This window comes from Aeromonas sp. Marseille-Q5825 (assembly GCF_946892685.1).
Taxonomy (GTDB): Bacteria; Pseudomonadota; Gammaproteobacteria; order Enterobacterales; family Aeromonadaceae; genus Aeromonas; species Aeromonas rivipollensis.
This window is the reverse complement of the sequence record NZ_CAMPOU010000004.1, coordinates 226,613-245,588: the sequence shown is the minus strand read 5'-3', so window position 1 is coordinate 245,588 and position 18,976 is coordinate 226,613. Positions and strand designations below refer to the sequence as shown.

The 18,976-nt window shown below is 64.1% G+C and carries 16 protein-coding genes and 1 pseudogene; 3 read left to right on the top strand and 14 right to left on the bottom strand.

Annotation, left to right across the window (positions count from 1 at the left end; all coding sequences use genetic code 11):
• Positions 1–36: 36 nt before the first annotated feature.
• The 10 genes from OC537_RS11730 to ltnD form a co-directional block, all read right to left on the bottom strand.
• Positions 37–867 (bottom strand): SDR family oxidoreductase, encoded by an 831-nt coding sequence (locus tag OC537_RS11730; protein ID WP_262111434.1) that lies wholly within the window; start codon positions 865–867, stop codon positions 37–39.
• Positions 868–982: 115 nt separating this feature from the next.
• Positions 983–2,383, bottom strand: a complete 1,401-nt coding sequence (locus tag OC537_RS11725) for an OprD family outer membrane porin (RefSeq protein WP_106885999.1) — start codon at positions 2,381–2,383, stop codon at positions 983–985.
• Between the two features lie 623 nt (positions 2,384–3,006).
• The gene (locus OC537_RS11720) at positions 3,007–4,938 is read right to left on the bottom strand and encodes a methyl-accepting chemotaxis protein (RefSeq protein WP_262111432.1); all 1,932 of its coding nucleotides are present in this window, start codon (positions 4,936–4,938) and stop codon (positions 3,007–3,009) included.
• Between the two features lie 59 nt (positions 4,939–4,997).
• On the bottom strand, positions 4,998–5,888 hold the full coding sequence (locus OC537_RS11715) for a DMT family transporter (protein ID WP_234570823.1): 891 nt from the start codon (positions 5,886–5,888) through the stop codon (positions 4,998–5,000).
• Between the two features lie 83 nt (positions 5,889–5,971).
• On the bottom strand, positions 5,972–7,477 hold the full coding sequence (locus OC537_RS11710; RefSeq protein WP_106886001.1) for a GntP family permease: 1,506 nt from the start codon (positions 7,475–7,477) through the stop codon (positions 5,972–5,974).
• A complete protein-coding gene (denD, locus tag OC537_RS11705; RefSeq protein WP_262111427.1) occupies positions 7,474–8,424 on the bottom strand; it encodes a D-erythronate dehydrogenase in 951 nt (316 codons plus the stop codon). Before denD ends, OC537_RS11710 begins: the two co-directional genes overlap by 4 nt.
• Positions 8,425–8,469: 45 nt before the next feature.
• Positions 8,470–9,243, bottom strand: a complete 774-nt coding sequence (gene otnI, locus OC537_RS11700; protein ID WP_262111426.1) for a 2-oxo-tetronate isomerase — start codon at positions 9,241–9,243, stop codon at positions 8,470–8,472.
• A 61-nt stretch (positions 9,244–9,304) separates the two neighbouring features.
• Positions 9,305–9,937 carry an aldolase gene (locus tag OC537_RS11695; protein ID WP_111909869.1) on the bottom strand — a complete coding sequence of 211 codons (633 nt, stop codon included), beginning with the start codon at positions 9,935–9,937 and terminating at the stop codon, positions 9,305–9,307.
• Positions 9,930–11,183 (bottom strand): 3-oxo-tetronate kinase, encoded by a 1,254-nt coding sequence (otnK, locus tag OC537_RS11690; RefSeq protein ID WP_262111423.1) that lies wholly within the window; start codon positions 11,181–11,183, stop codon positions 9,930–9,932. Before otnK ends, OC537_RS11695 begins: the two co-directional genes overlap by 8 nt.
• Positions 11,180–12,088, bottom strand: coding sequence for an L-threonate dehydrogenase (gene ltnD / locus OC537_RS11685; RefSeq protein ID WP_262111421.1), 909 nt, complete (start codon positions 12,086–12,088; stop codon positions 11,180–11,182). Before ltnD ends, otnK begins: the two co-directional genes overlap by 4 nt.
• Before the next feature lie 255 nt (positions 12,089–12,343).
• On the opposite strand from ltnD, the gene OC537_RS11680 reads away from it, so the two are divergent.
• Positions 12,344–13,132, top strand: a complete 789-nt coding sequence (locus OC537_RS11680; RefSeq protein ID WP_106886006.1) for a DeoR/GlpR family DNA-binding transcription regulator — start codon at positions 12,344–12,346, stop codon at positions 13,130–13,132.
• A 19-nt stretch (positions 13,133–13,151) separates the two neighbouring features.
• Here the strand turns inward: OC537_RS11680 and OC537_RS11675 are convergent, their stop codons facing one another.
• Both OC537_RS11675 and OC537_RS11670 read right to left on the bottom strand, forming a co-directional pair.
• Positions 13,152–13,307 (bottom strand): entericidin A/B family lipoprotein, encoded by a 156-nt coding sequence (locus OC537_RS11675; protein ID WP_106886007.1) that lies wholly within the window; start codon positions 13,305–13,307, stop codon positions 13,152–13,154.
• Positions 13,308–13,349: 42 nt separating this feature from the next.
• Complete coding sequence (locus OC537_RS11670; RefSeq protein WP_262111418.1) at positions 13,350–14,411, bottom strand: PQQ-dependent sugar dehydrogenase; 1,062 nt, start codon at positions 14,409–14,411, stop codon at positions 13,350–13,352.
• 279 nt (positions 14,412–14,690) lie between these two features.
• Here OC537_RS11670 and OC537_RS11665 point away from each other — a divergent pair, with 279 nt between their 5' ends.
• Positions 14,691–16,331: a SulP family inorganic anion transporter gene (locus OC537_RS11665; protein WP_262111417.1), complete on the top strand. Its 1,641-nt coding sequence runs from the start codon at positions 14,691–14,693 to the stop codon at positions 16,329–16,331.
• A 376-nt stretch (positions 16,332–16,707) separates the two neighbouring features.
• Here the strand turns inward: OC537_RS11665 and ppk2 are convergent, their stop codons facing one another.
• Complete coding sequence (ppk2, locus tag OC537_RS11660; protein ID WP_106887873.1) at positions 16,708–17,532, bottom strand: polyphosphate kinase 2; 825 nt, start codon at positions 17,530–17,532, stop codon at positions 16,708–16,710.
• A 313-nt stretch (positions 17,533–17,845) separates the two neighbouring features.
• Between ppk2 and OC537_RS11655 the strand changes: the two genes are divergently transcribed.
• Positions 17,846–18,085, top strand: coding sequence for a hypothetical protein (locus tag OC537_RS11655; RefSeq protein WP_262111414.1), 240 nt, complete (start codon positions 17,846–17,848; stop codon positions 18,083–18,085).
• Between the two features lie 344 nt (positions 18,086–18,429).
• Here OC537_RS11655 and OC537_RS11650 read toward each other — a convergent pair.
• Positions 18,430–18,744, bottom strand: a pseudogene (locus OC537_RS11650) (transposase); the annotation flags it as partial.
• Positions 18,745–18,976: the final 232 nt, after the last annotated feature.

The following is an 18,976-nucleotide window of genomic DNA, read 5'->3' as shown; positions in this document are numbered from 1 at the left end:
GCTGGCGCTCGGGCGGGGATCAGTCACCGCCGTGGATCACACCGACTTGCCGAGGATCCGGTCAAGCCAGCGGCTCGGCAACAGGCGGCGCAATATGCTGAACAGCCTGGTGGGCAGGGTGACAGGGTAGCGGTGCTTGGGACGCTTGCTCTGCAGCGCGTGCAGCAGCGGCGGTATGCAGGCCTCGCTCGGCAGGGTGAAGCCGCTGGTGGACCCCTCTTTCTCCAGCCGGGTCAGGGTCTGGCGATAGGCCCCCTGATGGCGGCTCTGGGCCGGATCTATGTGGCGCACGAAGGCGTCACGGGCATTGGCGCGAAACCGGGTGTCGATGGGGCCTGGCTCTATCAGGCTGATGTGCACGCCGCTGCCCTCGAGCTCGAGGCGCAGGGTGTCGGTGTAGCCTTCCAGTGCGAACTTGCTGGCGTTGTAGGCGCCGCGATACTTCATGGCCACCAGGCCAAGCACTGAGCTGTTCTGCACTATCCGCCCCTCGCCCACGGCCAGCATGGCCGGCAGCACCTGACGAATGAGATGGTGCCAGCCAAACAGATTGGTGTTGAACTGCGCCTTGAGCGCCTCCGTCGGCAAGTCTTCCAGCGCGCCGGGTTGGCCGTAGGCGCCGTTGTTGAAGAGCCCGAACAGGCGTCCCCCGGCCAGCGCCAGCGCCTCTGCCGCTCCCCGCTCTATGCTGGCGGTGTCTGCCAGATCCAGCTGCACAGCCAAGAGACCCTGCTGTTGCAACTGGGCGACATCCTCGACCTTGCGGGCGGAGGCGATCACGGTGAAGCCGTGGGCGCCGAGCGCATTGGCGGCGGCGAGGCCGATGCCGCTGGAGCAGCCGGTGATAAGCACGAAGGGGTGGGGCATGAAGATCATCCTGATTGGCGGCCAGCATAGGGCCGAAGTGGGCATGGTAGCCCGAGCGCCACCAAAAACAAAACCGGGCCACGTGGCCCGGTTTTCGGTCAGAACAGATGCCTGATTACATGATGGTGAACGGCATGATGATGTGGAACTTGACGTCATGCTCGGAGCTGAACATGTTCGGGTAGTACCAGCTGCCCTTGTCGTCCTGCTCGTTGTTGTAATCGGTGTAGTGCAGCTTGAACAGAGTGCCCTTCAGCTTGCCATCTTGCACCGTGTACATGACGTCGAAGTTGACGGCCCACTCTTTGCCCGGCTCCAGGGTGCCGTCGCCATTGTTGGCATCCCAACCGTAGGCACCGGAGACACCCGCGGCCCAGCCCGGAGCACCGACCAGATCATCCAGGGTACGAGTGGTACCGAAGAAGACGGCCTTCTCTTCGTTGTGGTTCCAGTCTGAGCGGGAATCCCACCAGATCTCGTTCGCACCCTGGGAGTTGCCGTAGCCACGGGTCAGACGGGGCAGGTAGTTGCCCAGATCCCCTTCGGCCTTGGTGTACATACCTTCCAGGCGGAAGGAGTAGGGACCGGCTGCCCAGCTTGCGGTCAGGGCTTGTTGCCATGCCAGACCGTCATAGTCTTCGTTCTCGGTGTCGGAACCGTAGAACTGGTAGCTGGTGTTCAGGCCACCCAGCACGTCAAACTTGTGAGCCAGCTTGAAGTGGTAGCTGTCCATGTAGCCTTCGGCCTGACCGAAGCCACCTGTGATGGCGGTGCCATCTTCGAAGGTGTAACGGGCGGCCAGACCGTGGATGTAGTCGATCTTGTTCGCATCGGTGAAGGGATCGCTGGCATAGGGGCTGCTCTTGGAGAAGCCGGCGGTGTTCTTGAACCAGGGCGCCTTGTACTCATCGGCGATGGCGTAGGTCAGGTAGAGGCCACCGAAGTTGCCCTCGATCTGGCCACCACGGTAGGTACCGGGTTGATAGGACCAGTTGACGCCTATGATGCCGGGTACATACAGCTGGGTGTAACCACCCTTGGCGGTGACAGAGTCACCGAACTTGAGCTTCAGGGCGGCGGTGGAGAGGCTGAAGCCATTCTCGGGAACACCGTCACCACCTGAACCCCACTGGTCGCCCCAGAAGGAGAATTCGTTCTCTTCGTTGACCCCATTGCTCTCGTCAACGGCCAGGTCATAGGCGCCAAAGCCGCCGACATCCAGCCCGACCATGCCCCAGGCATAACCGGAGTTGTAGTTCAGGGCTGCCTGGGTGGTGGCATGGCTCAGGTTGGAGTGGTACTTGCCATCCTGACCCGGACCGGCCTGGACGCGATCACGCTCACGCTGGAAGTAGAACAGGCCGCCTGTCAGCTTGCCTTCGTCGATGAAGGCTTCATAGGACTTGCCATATTCCGGGCTCATCATGTCTTGAGCCGCGGATGCCATGCCGGGGGCGAGCAGCGCCGCAACCACGGCGGCACTCAAAGAGGCGCGCTTGAAGATCACTTTTTCCATTTGTTATTGCTCCTGATTTTATGGACTTAGCTTTTTTTTTCCGGCAGTCAGGCAGAGGCCCGCCGCTCGGTATTGGCATTGCAATCAACACCCCGCAGGGCAAAAAGAAACTGTTCTGTGTTGTGCCCGTCTGCCCGGACGCCTTGGCGCATCACTGAAGGGCAATCTGCATCTTTACAGTCATTATTTTTTAGGTCTCGATCCTTGGCGATCTGACACCACCAAGAGTACGTTCGCGGTGCGAAATATCAACCGGAAGTTCCCGCCAAGTTTCAAAAATATGACCGAGTGCAAATAATCATGATTCTTGATGTGGGCACTCTCAGCCCGCTCATGTCGGTAATGAGAGCGTTTTCAGGTGGTTTTTTCCGTTTAGCTGGGGGGATCTTGGCGCGGAAGCAGAACTTTCTTTGTTAACCCGACGGCAACATATAATTTTGTGTCACAAAAAAAGATATCCGCCCTGCCGGTGCGGCGCCCCCTGGCCGGGCGGCGTCGAGCCGACTCCCCGGCAGGGGGCCACTGCATCCGGCAGGGCAGCGCGGGGGCGGACTTGAATGAGGGCATATGAAGGGGTTGGCCCGGCGTGCACAGGGCGCCGGGCCTGATGAGGGGCGGGTGACTCAGGCCTGGCTCAGGATCCGGGGGATCTGCTGGGCCTGGTGGTGGATGTGCTCCGACACCTGTACCGAGAGGCGGCTGCCCTGGCGGGCGTGCTGGCTGATGCGGCCGATGAGGGCGGCGAAGCTGGCCAGCCTGTGCTCCTGGCTCCTGGCGTTGTCGGCCCCCTGCAGGGCGATGACGGCGGTGCTGCGCGCCATCTCCCGCACCGTCTGGGTGGTCTGGCGCAACTGCTCCGCCTGCTGGCGCTGCCCGGCGGCTTCTGTCGTGATGCGGGTCAGCACTGTGGCGAGCTGATCCCCCGCCTGGGTGAGGCTGGCCAGGATCTCGGTGATCTGGCCGAGGGAGCGCTGGGTGTCGGCGGAGAGGTGGCGCACCTCGTCGGCCACGACCGCGAAGCCGCGTCCCTGCTCACCGGCACGGGCCGCCTCGATGGCGGCGTTGAGCGCCAGCAGGTTGGTCTGCTGGGAGATGTGGCCGATGACATCGACGATGGCGGTCACATCCTCCACCGAGCGGGTCAGCTGGGCCAGGGCGCCGCTGCTCTCGTCGATGGCGAGGCCGGTCTGGGCGGTGGCCGCCAGCATACCCCCCACCAGCAGCTCGCTCTGGCTCATGGAGTGCTCGTTGTGCTGGGCGTGCTCCGCTATCTCGGCGGCGACCTGGTGCACCTCGCTGGCGAGCTGATTGAGCTCCTGCATCATGGTGTCGCTCTCATCCACCGCCTGCTCTGTGGTACGGGTGCTGTGATGGATCTCCTGCACCTGCTCCACCATCTCCTGCAGGCTGGAGGAGACGCTGGAGAGCTGGCCCGCCTTCTGCTGCTGATCCTGCTGCAGGCGCTGGATCAGGCGGTTGTAGCTCGCGACTATGTCGGCCAGCTCGTTGCGCTCGCGCCCCGTTGCCAGCAACTGCGCCTGCCCTGTGGCATCGAGCTGCAGGAAGGCCGCCCGCAGTCGCAGTAGGGGCCTGACCAGCCAGCGGCGCTGCACCAGGGCAAACAGCAGGGCGACCACCACCAGGCAGAGCGCCAGGGAGCCGAGTATGGTGGCGAGCTCCCGGTTCATGGTCTGGCGGGCGGCGGCGAGCCGCTCCCCCAGCTGCTCACCGGCCTGCAGCAGCTGCGTGATGTCCTGCTGCACCATCTGGCGCGCCAGCTGCTGCTGTTGCAGCGCCTTGCTGCTGTTCTCGAGCTCCTGGGGATAGCGTTTGAGCAAGGAGACCAGCTCTGCTTTGGGCTGCTCCCCCAGCTCCTTGCGCACCGGCTCTCCCAGGGTGAACTCATCGGCGGCGGCCTCCTCGAAGAGGTTCAGACTCGGCAGGGCCGCCAGCGCGTCCGCCTGTTTTTGCAGGGCGGCGAGTTCGAACTGCAATCCTTCGAGGCGCTTGGCGCTGGCCTGCTCCATGTAGTTCTGGCGCTGGTGGGCGAGGGCAGGCAGGGTCGCCAGTATGTCGGCTGCCCCCTGGCGATAGGCCTCGGCGCTGGCCGGATCCTGATCTGCCCCCTGCTGGCCGTAACGCAGCAGCGCCCGGGCCTGGGTGGTCAGTTCGTTCTCGGCGTTTTGCAGCAGCCACTGGCTGTTGCCGGAGAGCTTGCCCGCCGCCAGGTAGTCCCCCTCGATGCGCGCTCCCATCTGCTCGAGCCGGGCGTGCAGCGGACCGGCTTGCTGCCCGTCCAGCTGCGCCAGCAGCGCGAGCGCCTGCTGGCGCACACCCTGGGCCTCGGCCAGGCGCAGGGGATCGCCGCTGCCAAGGTAGTCGCGAAGGGCCCCCTGCAGGGGGCCGCTCAGTTGTTGTTGCAGGCGCTCCTGCTGGCGCTGGGCCTGTTCGGCCCGATTGAACTGCTGCCAGCCGTGAAACAGGGCGGCGGCCTGAACGCCGGCCACCAGCAGCAGTACCAGGGAGGAGAGGGAGGCATAATGGGCAATTTTCACATCTGAGTCCTGCTTGAAGCACGCAATGGGCGTGAGCTTAAGCAGGGGAGATGGCGTTTTTATGACAGCGGTTGCGCCGCTTTGCGGCCCCCAGGCGTCTTCACCAGCAAACCGAGCAGGGCACCACCCATGATGAGGGCCCCCGCCAGCAGGTGGCGCGGGGTGAGCTGCTCACCGTTGAGCCAGACCAGCAGCAGGGTGCTCAGCAAGGGGGTGAGGTAGGCGAGCGCCCCGATGCGGCGCGGATCCCCGTCCCGCAGCGCCAGATACCAGGTGACGAAGGCGGCCCCCATGGGACCGAGGGCCAGCCCGGCGATGAGCAGCCAGTCCCCCTGGGGGATACGGGCGAGGGGCAGCGGCCCCTCCAGCCCCCAGGCGAGCAGCAGGGCCAGGAGCCCCGCGGGCAGGCAGGCGGCCGCCGTGACCACGGCGGGGGCGGGGGGCAGGCGGCGGGAGAGCACTGAATAGGCGCCCCAGACGATGGCGGCGCCGAGCGCCAGCAGGTAGCCCGGCAGATGGGCCTGCTGCAGTTGCAGACTGCCGTCCACCATCACCAGCACCGAGCCGGCGAGGCCCAGGGCCCCGGCCAGCAGGTGGTGCAGGCGCAAGGGGTGGCCCGGCAGCAGCAATGGGGTGAACAAGATGATGCACAGGGGCCAGAGGTAGTTGATGAGGTTCGCCTCCAGCACGGGGGCGTGGCGAAAGCTCATGAACAGCAGCAGGTGATAGAGCAAGAGGGCTGTGATGGTCACCAGCCAGGTGACGGGCCTCGCCCGCCACTGGCGCCAGAACGGCAGTGTGCCCGCGCCGCAGAAGAAGAGCACCAGCCCTACCAGCACCAGGGGCGAGACGCTGGTGATCCGGGAGGTGAGGGCCGCGAGCGAGGCCCACAGCAAGATGGTGAGCAGCGCAAAACCGGTGGACTTGTCCCACCAGGAAGAAGCAGACATCCAACACTCCTTTGCAAGATGAATAAAAAAAGAGGGCCAGTCTAGCAGACTGGCCCTGGTCACACAGCGTTGCCGTGCCGCCGTTATGACTCCCGGCTCGGCACTACGCTGGCCGCCGGGGTCAGGGACTGGCCCCTGACGTACCAGACGATGAGCGCCAGCACCAGCAGCGGCAGGACGGGGTCGAACCAGGTGCCGCCGGAGCCGAACACCAGGTTCAGCAGGGCGACGCCGGTGCCGCCTATGGCCCAGGCTATGGTGGTGGGGATGGACCAGACGATCATCTGCTGCTTGACGTCCGAGATCCCCATCATGCGGTTGACCACCCAGAACAGGCTGTCGTTGAAGTAGCCGAAGAACAGCGACCCCATGGTGGCAGCCTGGGCGGCCAGCAACATGTTGACCCCGGGGATCTGCGCCAGTATGGGGGCGGAGATGGAGGCCGCCGTCACCATGGCCACAGTGCCTGAGCCCTGGATGAGGCGCACCAGGGTCGCCACTATGAAGGGGATCAGTATGGGGGAGATGGGCAGCTGGGCTATCTGCTCGGCGAGCTGCTGGCCCGCGCCGCTGTCACGGAGCACGGCACCCAGAGCGCCGCCAGCCCCTGTCACCAGCAGTATGATGCCGGCCGATTGCAGCCCCTCTTCTAGCCGGGCGGCGGTGGCCTGTCTGTCCATGTGCGGCACCAGCGTATAGACCGCCAGCAGCACGCTGATGGCGAGCGCTATGATGGGGGTGCCGATGAAGTTGACGCCCTGCACCAGGGGGTTCTCCATCAGGCCGCCCATGCCCTCCAGGGTGGCGAGGGTGGTGAAGATGGCCTTGACGAAGATCAGCACTATGGGCACCAGGATCGGCAGCAGCGACAGGGTCAGGCTCGGCAGACTCTTGCCCTCCTTCTCCTTGATGTACTGCTCGTAGGTGGACTGCAGCTCATCCGGGGTCTGGGCGGCCTTGGCGCCGAACTCGGGGTACTTCTTGTCGAGCCACTGGGCGTAGAAGACGATGCCGAGCACGCAGGGGATGGCCAGGGCCATGCCCATCAGCAGCATGGCGCCTATGTCCACGCCAAACAGACCGGCGACGCCGAGGGGCCCCGGGGTCGGCGGCACCGTGTGGTGGGTCACCACCAGGCCTCCCGCCAGGGCGACCCCCAGGGTCAGGATGGAGCGCTTGCCGCTTTTTGCCAGCGCCTTGGCCACCGGATAGAGGATGACGAAGGCGGAATCCACGAAGATGGGGATGCTGACGATGTAGCCGGTGATGGCCAGGGCCCACTCTTCACGGCGCTTGCCGAGCCACTTGATGAAGCTGTAGGCGATCTGCTCTGCGGCCCCCGACACCTCCAGCAGGCGGCCCATCATGACCCCGAGGCCGATGACGATGCCGATGCTGCCGAGGGTGGAGCCAAAGCCCTGGGTGATGACGGTGAGGGTCTTGTCTATGGTCATGCCGCCAGTGATGCCGGCGATGCAGGCCGCCGCCAGCATGGCGATCAGGGCGTGCACCCGGGTGCGGACCACCAGGAATACCAGTACGAAGACGGCGATGACCAGGCCGATGATGGGGGTAGGGATGTCGCTCATGATGCCTCCTGCATGTCATGGGTGATGAAACTGTCGATGATGTCGGCAAAGGTCCTGTCTGCCACGAAGCCGAGGGCGCAGGCGCGCTGGTTGTCGATGCGCCCCGGCCAGCTCGCGACTATGCGCTCGACGGCCGGATCGGCGGCAAACTGCACCCGATCCCGGGCCTCCTGACCACCGGCCTTGGCGAGGGTCTCCAGCATCTCGCCGACGGTGACGCTGATGCCGGGCAGGTTGACGCTGCGCCAGTCGCCGGTGGCGGGTAGCCTGGCGGCCAGCAGGAAGTTCGCGACCACTGTGGCGGGGCTCGAGAGCCAGAGGCGCAGATCCGGGCTCACCGGGCAGATGGCGCTCTCACCCTGCAGCGGCTCGCGGATGATGCTGCTGACGAACGACGAGGCCGCCCGGTTCGGTTTGCCCGGCCGTACGCAGATGGTGGGCAGGCGCAGCACCAGGCCATCCACATAACCCTTGCGGCTGTAGTCGTTGACCAAGAGCTCCCCCATGGCCTTCTGGGCGCCATAGGAGGAGGTCGGGGTCAGCGCAGTGCCGTCGTCCACCAGGGCGGGCAGTGAGCCGCCGTAGACCGCCAGCGAGCTGGTGAGGATGAAACGGATGCCGGGTCTGGTGTGGCGGCAGGCCTCCAGCAGGGTGCGGGTGGTGTCCAGGTTGACCTTCCAGCCGAGATCGAAGTCCTGCTCCGCATGGCTGCTGACGATGGCCGCCAGGTGGTAGACCACGGCGGTCCGCTCTGTGATCAGGGACTCGGCGACCCCGGCCTCGGTGAGGTCGGCCTGGAGGCAACGTACCCTGGGGTCCGCCATGGGGGCCTGCGGCTGCTGTATGTCCACCAGCAGCAGCTCGGTGAAGGGTTGGGGGCCTTGCAGCAGGGCCCGGGCCAGTTTCTGGCCCAGGAAGCCACCGCCACCGGTGATGATGATCTGCATCTCGTTATCCTCAGACTCGTTCATGTGTGTAGGGTGTCGTCGTTGTTATTGTTGTGTGAGCCAGCCCAGCCCTTCCCGGGTACCGGCTCTGGGGTTGTATTCGCAGCCTATCCAGTCGTGGTAGCCCGCCTGCGCCAACACCTTGAACAGGTGGGGATAGGCAAGCTCCCCCTCGTCCGGCTCGTGGCGATCCGGCACCGAGGCTATCTGGACGTGGCTTATGGCCTGGCCCAGCTTGCCGATGAGGCGGGTGAGATCCCCGTCCATGATCTGGGCGTGGTAGAGATCGAGCTGCACCCCCACGTTGGGCCTGTCTATCTCCTGCACCAGAGCCAGGGCGTCGAGCTGATGGGCCAGAAAATAGCCGGGCACATCTCTATCGTTGAGGGGCTCCAGCAATACTCGGATACCGTCCGCTGCCAGAAAATCGGCGGCGAAGCGGATGTTATCGACCAGGGTCTGGCGGTGGGCCGAGAGGCTGCAAGCGGGGTCCACTATGCCGCTCATGGCGTGCACCTTGGTGCAGCCGAGCGCCAGGGCGTAGTCCCGCACGCATGGCAGGTGGGCGCGAAACTCTGCTTCCCGCCCCGGGATGGCGGCCATGCCGCGCTCCCCCGCCCCCCAGTTGCCCGGCGGCATGTTGAACAGGGCCTGGGAGAGCCCCTGCTCGCGCAAGCGGCGGCCCAGCTCGGCGGCCGGCCACTCGTAGGGGAAGAGGAACTCCACCGCGGCGAAGCCTGCCTCGCGGGCGGCGGCGAAGCGCTCCAGGAACGGCAGCTCGGTAAACAGCATGGTGAGATTGGCGGCAAACTTGCTCATGGCGTGATGCTCCTCAATGCGTTGTGCTTGTATCGGGTTAGAAGGGCGGACCAGAGTTGGCTCATGGTTTCATCCTCCTCAATTCATCAATTTCGGGTTCGCTCAGGTAGCGGATGGACTGGCCATGGAGCATCAGCGCCAGGCGCGCCGTCTCCTCCAGCTCCTCCATGTTGTTGACCGCATCCACCAGATCCTTGCCCGTCACCACGGGGCCGTGGTTGGCCAGCAGGAAGGCGTTGCCCTCGGGGGCGCGGCGCCCCAGCTCCTCGGCGATGCGGGCATCCCCCGGCTTGTAGTAGGGGATGAGCGGCAACTGGCCGACCCGCATCACGTAGTAGGGGGTGAAGGGGCGGATGACGTTGGCCGGATCCAGCCCCTCCAGGCAGGAGAGGGCGGTCAGGTGGGTGCAGTGCAGGTGCACCACGGCCCGGCAGTTTGGATTGTTGTGGTAGATGGCGAGGTGGAAGGCCACCTCCTTGGAGGGGCGATCCCCCCCCAGGTGCTCCCCCTGCAGGTTGACATGAGAGAGCCTGTCGGCGCTCAGACGCCCCAGGCAGGAGCCGGTGGGGGTGGCGATCAGGGTGCCATCCGGCAGCAGGGCCGAGAGGTTGCCGGCGCCCCCGGTGGCATAGCCACGCTGGAAGAGGGACGCCCCCAGCATCACCATGGTGTCGCGCAATGCCTGTTCAGTCATGGAAATACTCCTGAGCCTTGTCGAAGAAATCCTCATCCCCGAAGTTCCCCGACTTGAGCGCCAGGGAGAGGGGGGCGTCTATGGCCCGCACCCAGGGCACACCGGGGGCGATTTGCGGGCCTATGTGGAACGCCTTGACCCCGAGGGCCTGGGTGATCCGGCTGGAGGTCTCGCCGCCGGCGATGATGAAGCCGTCCACACCGGCGCCTTGCAGCAGTTGGGCGAGGCGGGCAAAGCAGTGCTCCACGGCGTCGCTGGCCGCCTGCTGGCCGTGGCTCTCCTGAATGCGGGCCAGCTCCCTCGGGCTGGTGGTGGCGTACACCAGCGGCGCCGGGGCCAGGGGCTGGGCCAGTACCCACTGGGCCAGCTCGGCCGGGTAGTCGGCATCCTCGAGGCAGCGTGCCACGTCCAGCGCAAGCGCAGGGGCGTGCTGGCGATAGCGGGCCACCTGGCGGTTGGTCATCTCGGAGCAGGAGCCCGACAGCACCACGGCGCGCGAGCCTCTGGGCCAACCCGCCTCGCGGGCACCCTGCAGATCACCGCTCCCAAGCTGGCGGGCCAGACCGATGGCGAGGCCGGAGCCGCCGGTCACCAGGGGCAGGTGGAGGGCGGCGGTGGCGATGTCCAGCAGGTGCTGCTCGGTCAGGGTGTCGACCACGGCGTAGCGCACACCGTCCTCTGCCAGCTGCTCAAAGGCCCCTGCAATGGCGGCGGCCCCCTTGTTTATGGTGGCAAACGGCACCAGACCGGCGCGGCCTTGGGCCTGCCCCTCCATCAGCCTGAGCAGGTTGCTGTCCTGCATGGGGGTGATGGGGTGGTGGCGCATGCCGGACTCGGCGAGCGGCAGGGCACCCACGAAGAGGTTGCCCTGATAGACGGTGCGACCGTTGACCGGCAGGGCCGGGCAGATCAGGGTGAAGTCCTGGCCAAGCGCCGCCAGCAGGGCGTCGGTCACCGGCCCTATGTTGCCTGCCGCCGTGCTGTCGAAGGTGGAGCAGTACTTCTGGTAGATGCGCGGGCAGCCGCGGGCCTGGAACCAGGCCAGGGCCGCCAGGGAGTCGCGCACCGCTTCGCCCGCCGGGCAGGAGCGGCTCTTGAGACTGATCACCACGGCGTCGACCTGGGGCAGATCGCCGTCGTGCTGCGGCACGCCGGAGAGTTGCAGGGTGGAGAGGCCGTTCTCCACCAGGAAGCCGGCGATATCGGTGGCGCCGGTGAAGTCGTCTGCGATGACACCGAGTTTCATGGCCGCTCCTCCTGACCCGGTAGGGTGATGCCGGAGAACGTCTTGATGACGGCGCAGTCATCTTCCTGGCCGTGCCCCGCGTTGCTGGCGCTGAGGAACATGTTGAGGGCGGTGCTCGCGAGCGGCAGCGGGAAGCGCAGCGCCTTGGCGGTGTCCGCCACCAGGGTGAGATCCTTGACGAAGATGTCCACCGCGGAGCGGGCCTGGTAGTCGCCGGTCAGTACCCGGGGCATGCGGTTCTCAAACATCCAGGAGTTGCCGGCGGCATGGGTGACCACGTCATACATGAGATCCAGCGGCACGCCGGCCTTGCTGGCGAGCGCCATGGCCTCGGCGGCGACGGCGATATGCACCCCGGCCAGCAGCTGGTGGATGATCTTGACGGTGCTGCCCTGGCCCGGCTCGCTGCCGACCCGATACAGCTTGCCGGCCACCGCATCCAGCACAGGGGCCAGCTTGTCGAAGGCGGCGTCTGCGCCTGCGGCCATCACAGTCATCTCGCCTGCATCGGCCTTGATGGCGCCACCGGAGACAGGGGCATCCAGCATCGGCAGCCCGAGCTGTGCCAGCTCGGCGGCCAGGGAACTCGCCTCCTCGGCCGCTATGGTGGAGGAGACCATGATGGCGGTGCCCGGTTTGAGGTGGCGGGCCAACCCCTCTTCGCCGAGCAGGATGCGGCGCACCTGGGTGGCGTTGACCACCAGCAGCAGCACGGCGTCCAGGGTCTCGGCCAGGGGGCGGGCATCGGCCATGACGGCGGCGGCACCGGCCTGTTGCAGCTGGCTGCGGGCCTGCTCGCTGAGATCTATGCCGTAGGTGGTGAGTCCGGCCCGCAGGCAGGAGCGGGCGGCGCCCATGCCCATGGCGCCAAGGCCGATGACGGCGACATGATAGGAAGTGTTCATCTCGTGATTCCTCGATAACGACTGATGAGCCGATAGTAGAGGCTTGTGGCGGTGAAATATCAGGCAAGCATCACAAAAAATAACTTAAGTGGTGTTAATTTTTGTTATTTAAGCAGGTTGAGATTCTTTTGAATCAATTTTCGATGCTTTTTATGTGAATAAATGTGATTTGTGAGCCCCTTCGAGGTTATTTATCATTTTTTACCAGATCACTGGGGTAGAATGGCGCCTCTTTTCCCCGAGGGGTGAACCAGGATGATTCCCGTAGAGCGACAGCAACGTATCCTGCAACTGCTGGCAGAGCGCGGCGTGGTCAGCATAGTGGAGCTGACCGAGTGGTTGCAGGTCTCCCACATGACCATCAGACGCGACATCCAGAAACTGGAGGAGCAGGGGCGGGTGCTATCCGTCTCGGGCGGGGTCAGTCTCTCCCAGCGGATCAAGAGCGAGCCCTCCCACGCCACCAAGCGCAGCCTGATGCAGGGGGCCAAGCTGGCCATAGCCCGGCTGGCCGCCGACCAGGTGGCCGAGGGCAGCACAGTCTACCTGGACGCCGGCACCACCTCCCTGGAGCTGGCCCGCGAGCTGGCGCTGCGGGAAGACCTGATGATAGTGACCAACGACTTCATGGTCTGTGCCTACCTCATCGAGCACGGCCGCTGCCGTCTCTATCACACCGGTGGCCAGGTCATTCGCGAGAACCAGTCCTGCGCCGGGGAGGCCACAGCCCACTTCCTGCGCAACTTGCACCTGGACGTTGCCTTCCTGTCCGCCTCCTCCTGGGACGGGCAGGGGATCTCGACCCCGAGCGAGCAGAAGGTGCCGGTGAAGCGGGCCGTGGTGGAGTCGGCGGCGAGCCGCATCCTCATCTGCGACTCGTCCAAATATGGCAAGGTCGGCACCTTCAACGTGGTGGGCTGGGATGCGATCGATCAGGTGATCACCGACGAGCAGTTGCCACAGAGCGCCCGGGAGGCGCTGGCCCAGCACGGGGTCAGGGTGACCATGGCGCCGCTGGCCAGCCTGGCGTCCGGCGTCGAGTGACTGTGCCAGCCTGCGGTTGTCACTCTTTGCCGGCCTGAGGCTCGCTCGTCAGGTTGGCGGATCCCTGGATCACCTCGCCCGCCTTCTCTATGTCCCGTCCCACACCGTGTATGGTGTTGCAGCCCAGCAACCAGAGGCTGGCACAGAGCACCAGCAGGGTTCGATTCATGTTCATGCTTCCTCCTCGCCGGCGCCTGGTCCAGGGCCGGCCTCAATGTCATGGGGTCAGTTTGAGCAGGCGCCCCTTGCCTGAGTCCGTCAGCAGATAGAGGGCGCCATCCATGCCTTCCCGTATGGTACGGATCCGCTCCCCCAGATCGGTCAGCAGCCGCTCCTCCGAGATGATCTTGTCCCCCGCGAGGCGAAGACGCAGCAAGGCCTGACCGCGCAGGGCACCGACCAGCAGATCTCCCTGCCACTCCTTGAACAGGGCGCCCTGATAAAACGTCATGCCCGAGGGGGCTATGGAGGGCACCCAGACCCAGAGCGGCGGCGTCATGCCGGGTGCGCTCTGGCCCATGCCAATCTTGCCGCCCCCGTACTCCTCGCCGAAGGTCACTTTGGGCCAGCCGTAGTTGTGCCCTGGCAGTATGAGGTTGACCTCGTCCCCGCCCTGGGGGCCGTGCTCGTGAGCCCAGAATTGCTGGCTAACCGGGCGCAGGGCTGCGCCCTGCATGTTGCGATGGCCCAGGCTCCAGATCTCCGGCAGGGCCCCCGCCGTCTTGACGAAGGGGTTGTCGGCGGGCACCCGGCCATCCTTGTGCAGGCGCACCGTCTTGCCGAGGTGGTTGTCGAGGGTCTGGGCCCGCGCCCGCTCGCTGTAACGATCCCCCAGGGTGATGAAGAGATAGCCGTCGTCGGTCAGCACCAGGCGCGACCCGAAGTGGGCGCCGCCGGCCACCTTGGGCTGCTGGCGAAACAGCAGTTGCCAGTCGACGAGGGCGTCCTTTTGCAACCGGGCCCGGGCCACTGCGGTACCGGCCCCGCCGTCGCCGGGTTCGCTGTAGCTGAGATACACCCAGCCCTCGTCGTCCAGGGCGAGATCGAGCAGGCCCCCCTGACCCTGATTGGCGATGGGGGGCAGACCCGAGATGAGATGGCGCTCGCCCCCGGCGTCGATGCGCAGCAGGCGGCCCGGGCGCTCGCCAATCAGATAGCCACCTTCCGGCAGCAGGGCCAGCCCCCAGGGATGGTTGAGCCCCTCCACCAGGGGGGTCAGTGTCAGCGCCCGGAGCGGGCTCACCAGGCAGATCAGCAGCAGTACAAGCAGTCGCAACAAGGGGGATCTCCTCTTGGAAATGGGGAAGGCCAGCGGCGCAACGTCGCTGAAGTATAGGGGGTTGCCAACAGGCCAAGAGAGATGGCCCTGTCTGCGGGCCTTCCCTGTCGCGACGCTCAAGGCATTCAGCCCGACGCAAGGCGGTGCGCGTACACTTGATGGTGTGATGAGACATGGTCCGCACGCCCAGGCGAGCGGCCATGGTCATAGGTTGGCAGCGGTCTCTTGAGCGCCGGTGCAGCATCAGGGCCCATGGGGCCTGTGTTCATGGAGGATAAGATGTCATCACCCGCGTCGGCGCCAAGGCGCTCCCTGTCCGATCTGCTGGCCGGTGTCACAGCCGCAGCCGTCGTGCTGCCCAAGGCCATGGCCTATGCCAGCGTGGCCGGTCTGCCGGTGGCCGTCGGTCTCTACACCGCCTTGGTGCCCATGTTGCTCTACGCCCTGCTGGGCTCCTCCCGGGTGCTCAGCGTCAGCTCCACCAGCACGCTGGCTATCCTGACCGCAACCCAACTCGGGCTGGTGGTGCCGGATGGGGATCCCGGTCGGCTGCTCACCGTGACCGCCACCCTGACCCTGCTGGTGGGGGCCATGCTGATGCTGGCGGCGGTGCTGCGGCTCGGCTTCGTGGCCAACTTCATCTCCCTGCCGGTGCTGGTGGGATTCAAGAGCGGCATAGGGCTGGTGATCATCCTCGATCAGCTGCCCAAGCTGTTCGGGGTGCACATCCAGAAGGAGAACTTCTTCCTGGATCTCTACCACCTGGGTCAGGCCCTGCCCCAGAGCTCCTGGCTGACCCTGGTGGTCGCCCTCGTCACCCTGGTGGTGCTGGTGTTCATGGAGTGGCGTTTCCCGCACTCCCCGGCCCCCTTGCTGGGGGTGGGCATAGGCATCGCCCTGGTGTGGGGTTTTGGCCTGAACGAGGCGGGTGTCGCCATCGTCGGCAGCATCCCCACCGGCTTGCCCGCCCTGACGATGCCGGACCTGACCCTGGTGTTGCAGCTGCTGCCGGGGGCGGCGGGCATAGCGCTGATGAGCTTCACCGAGACCATAGCCGCAGGGCGGGCCTTCGTGGGCAAGGGAGAGCCCGAAATCAACCCGAACCGCGAGCTGGTGGCCACCGGGCTGGCCAACCTGGGGGGCGCCTTCTGCGGCAGCATGCCAGCGGGGGGCGGCACCTCCCAGACCGCCGTGGTGCGCTCCGTCGGGGGCCTGAGCCAGTGGGCCTCCGCCGTCACCGCCGCTATGGCGCTGGCCACCATGATCTTCCTCGCCCCGCTGCTCTCCTGGCTGCCGAGCGCCACCCTGGCGGTGGTGGTCATCGTCTATTCGGTGGGGCTCATCCAGCCGGGGGAGTTTCGCAAGATAGGGCAGATCCGCATGATGGAGTTTCGCTGGGCCGCCATCGCCTGCCTGGGGGTGCTGCTGTTTGGCACCCTGGAGGGGATAGTGGTCGCCATCCTGGCCTCCCTGCTGGGGCTCGCCAGCCAGACGGCGCAGCCGCCCGTCTATGTGATTGGCCGAAAACCCGGAGAAGATGTGCTGAGGCCGCTGGCCGCCCGCCATCCCGATGACGAGACGATCCCGGGCCTGCTTATTCTGCGGCCTGAGGGGCGCCTCTTCTTCATCAATGTGCAGCATGTGGCGGCCCGGATCCACGAACTGATCGAGACTCACCAGCCCGAGGTGGTGGTGCTGGACATGAGTCGGGTACAGGACGTGGAGTACTCGGCGCTGATGATGCTGATGGAGGGGGAGCAGCAGGCGCGCGCCAGGGGCGTCACCCTCTGGCTGGCCGGGCTCAATCCCGGGGTGCTCGAGAACGTGCGCCGCAGCGGGCTGGCCGACCAGCTGGGGGAGAGCCGCATGCTGTTCAATGCCAGAGCGGCCATCCGCCAGTATCAACAGAGCAGGGAGTGAGGGAGCAGGGCAAGAGGCTCCCCAATGCCCTGTTCAATCTCAGGGCGGCGATCCGCCAGTATCAGCAGAGCAGGGGGCGAGCCAGAGGTTCCCCAATGCCCTGTTCAATGTCAGGCCGGTGATTTGCCAGTATCAGCAGAGCAGGGAGTGAGGGAGCAGAGCCAAGGGGCGAGCCAGAGCTTCCCCAATGCCCTGTTCAATGTCAGGCCGGCCATCCGCCAGTATCAGCAGAGCAGGGGGTGAGAGAGAGCAAGGAGCGAGCCAGAGCTTCCCCAATGCCCTGTTCAATGTCAGGCCGGTGATTCGCCACTGTCAGCAGAGCAGGGAGTGAGGGAGCAGAGCAAGGGGCGAGCCAGAGGCTCCCCCTTGACGGTGATCAGAAGAGTTCCGGGATCACCCGGAACGGGTGCTCCGAGGCCTTGACCTTGCCAATCTTGCGCTTGGGCAGCTTGACCGGCTCGGCTGGCAGCTCCTCGTAAGGGATGTGGCTCAGCAGGTGGGAGATGATGTTGAGCCGCACCCGCTTCTTGTCCTCGGAGCGGGCCAGGAACCAGGGGGCCCAGGCGGTATCGGTGGCGGTGAACATGGCATCCCGTGCCCGGGTGTAGTCATCCCAGCGATCGAAGGACTTGATGTCCATGGGGGATAGCTTCCAGATCTTGCGCCCATCGTCGATGCGATCCCGCAGCCGTCGCTCCTGCTCCTCCGGCGTCACCTCCAGCCAGTACTTCAGCAATATGATGCCAGAGTCGACCATGGCCTGTTCCACCATGGGGGCCCCTGCCAGGAATTTGTCGCTCGCCTCCTGGCTGCAAAAGCCCATGACGCGCTCCACCCCAGCCCTGTTGTACCAGCTGCGATCGAAGATGATGATCTCGCCCGCCGCCGGCAGGTGCGGAATATAGCGCTGGAAATAGAGCTGGCTCTTCTCCCGCTCTGTGGGGGCCGGCAGCGCTATGACCCTGAATACCCGTGGGCTGACCCGCTCGGTGATCGCCTTGATGGTGCCCCCCTTGCCGGCGCCGTCGCGCCCCTCGAAGACGATGCAGACCTTGAGCCCCTTGTGCACCACCCATTGCTGCAGCTTCACCAGTTCCACGTGCAGGCGACGCAGCTCCTTCTCGTATGCCTTGTTGCCAAGGGGCTTGGGCTCGGCGACTGGTACCGGCTGTTCAGCTTTGGATTTTTTTTTGCTAGCCATGATGTCCTTCTTGTTTCTCAAACGGATGAGGAGTGGCCGTCATCCTGAACGGCGCACTTCAAGCGTAGATGACGGCGCCGGTTCGCCGTTGGCGGCGAGGGCAGAGGGTGATCGGGATCATGGATGGGCAGGGGGAGAGCGGCCCTTGCCCCGGTTGTCGCCGGATCGCAGGACAGTTTTGTGGGGGGGGGGGGGCCGGTGCTAATTAAAACTTTAAATTTTTTAAAGTAATTATTAGAGTGTTGTTGTTTTAGTTCAAGGGTTGTGTAAGTATTGTTTAAAGTGGTTTTTAACACTCTATAAGGATCTTTAAATGCCCAATACACCACTAACTATTGCATCTGAAATAGATGAAATAATGAGAAAAAATGGTAACGAAGGTATAACTTTGAAGTGGGAGCAATTCTATAAAATTTGCGATAGAGAAAAGCTTGCTGAGGTGATCTTGGAGAAGATCAGAGCGCAACTTAAAAAGAGAGATATTCATATCGTCTATGCGGGGAGCAACGTAATCGTTGTTAGGGATTTCTGCTGGAAGCCTGTCACCATTTGAATGATGCAGTTGCGCTGCCTCTTTAACGAACACTAGATAGACATTTTCGGAAATGTCCCTGGGGGATGATTGCAGCAGGTGGTATGGCAGGGGCTGTTCTCCTCGCTCACGGCCTACTGATATCCAAGGCTACTGACCAAGAAGCCTTCTTGGCGCGAGTTATGTTGGGGATATAATGTCAACACCAATTAGAAATGTCTCAAAACCAGCTACATAGAAATGTCATAGAGAGTGGCTTTAGAGAGTCGAGAGTCAATGCAAAGATAAGGGGATGATAGACATCCCCTTTATCAGGCAGCTCTTATTTTGAGCCTGTAAATAATTCTGTGTAACTGCCCACTTCATTACAGGTGACCGTTCAGGCGATCACCGAATTCGATAATAAAGCGATTTAGGGCAAGCGTCCAATTCTGGATCGGCATGGTCCATTTCTTGGAGGCCTGCTGTATAGCGAGGAACGCCACTTTTAGCGCCGAGTCATCGGTCGGGAAGAGCTTCCTTTGCTTGGTCGCTTTACGCAGCACGCTGTTCAGTGACTCGATCGCATTGGTGGTGTAAATCACCTTCCGGATGGCGGGGGGATAATCGAACAGCGTGATCAGATTGGCCCAGTTACCCTGCCAGGAGCGCGCTATCTGCGGGTACTGGTCTCGCTGCGTACCATCGAGGAGCCCTCCGAGTTGTTCAAATAACAACCGCTTCAGCACACGAACCCGATGTGACATTTCAATTTGGCTCGAATGCGACATTACAACTCAGCCCTTACAATAAAACTACGCAAAGGGGAGCTTATGGTAAATCCAAGCCCCTTTTTACTGCCCATCGTCTTCCACAACTCTCGTTCATTAGTGTTCACGGTGGTTATTCTCTTACCCAGAGGAAGGGTATGAT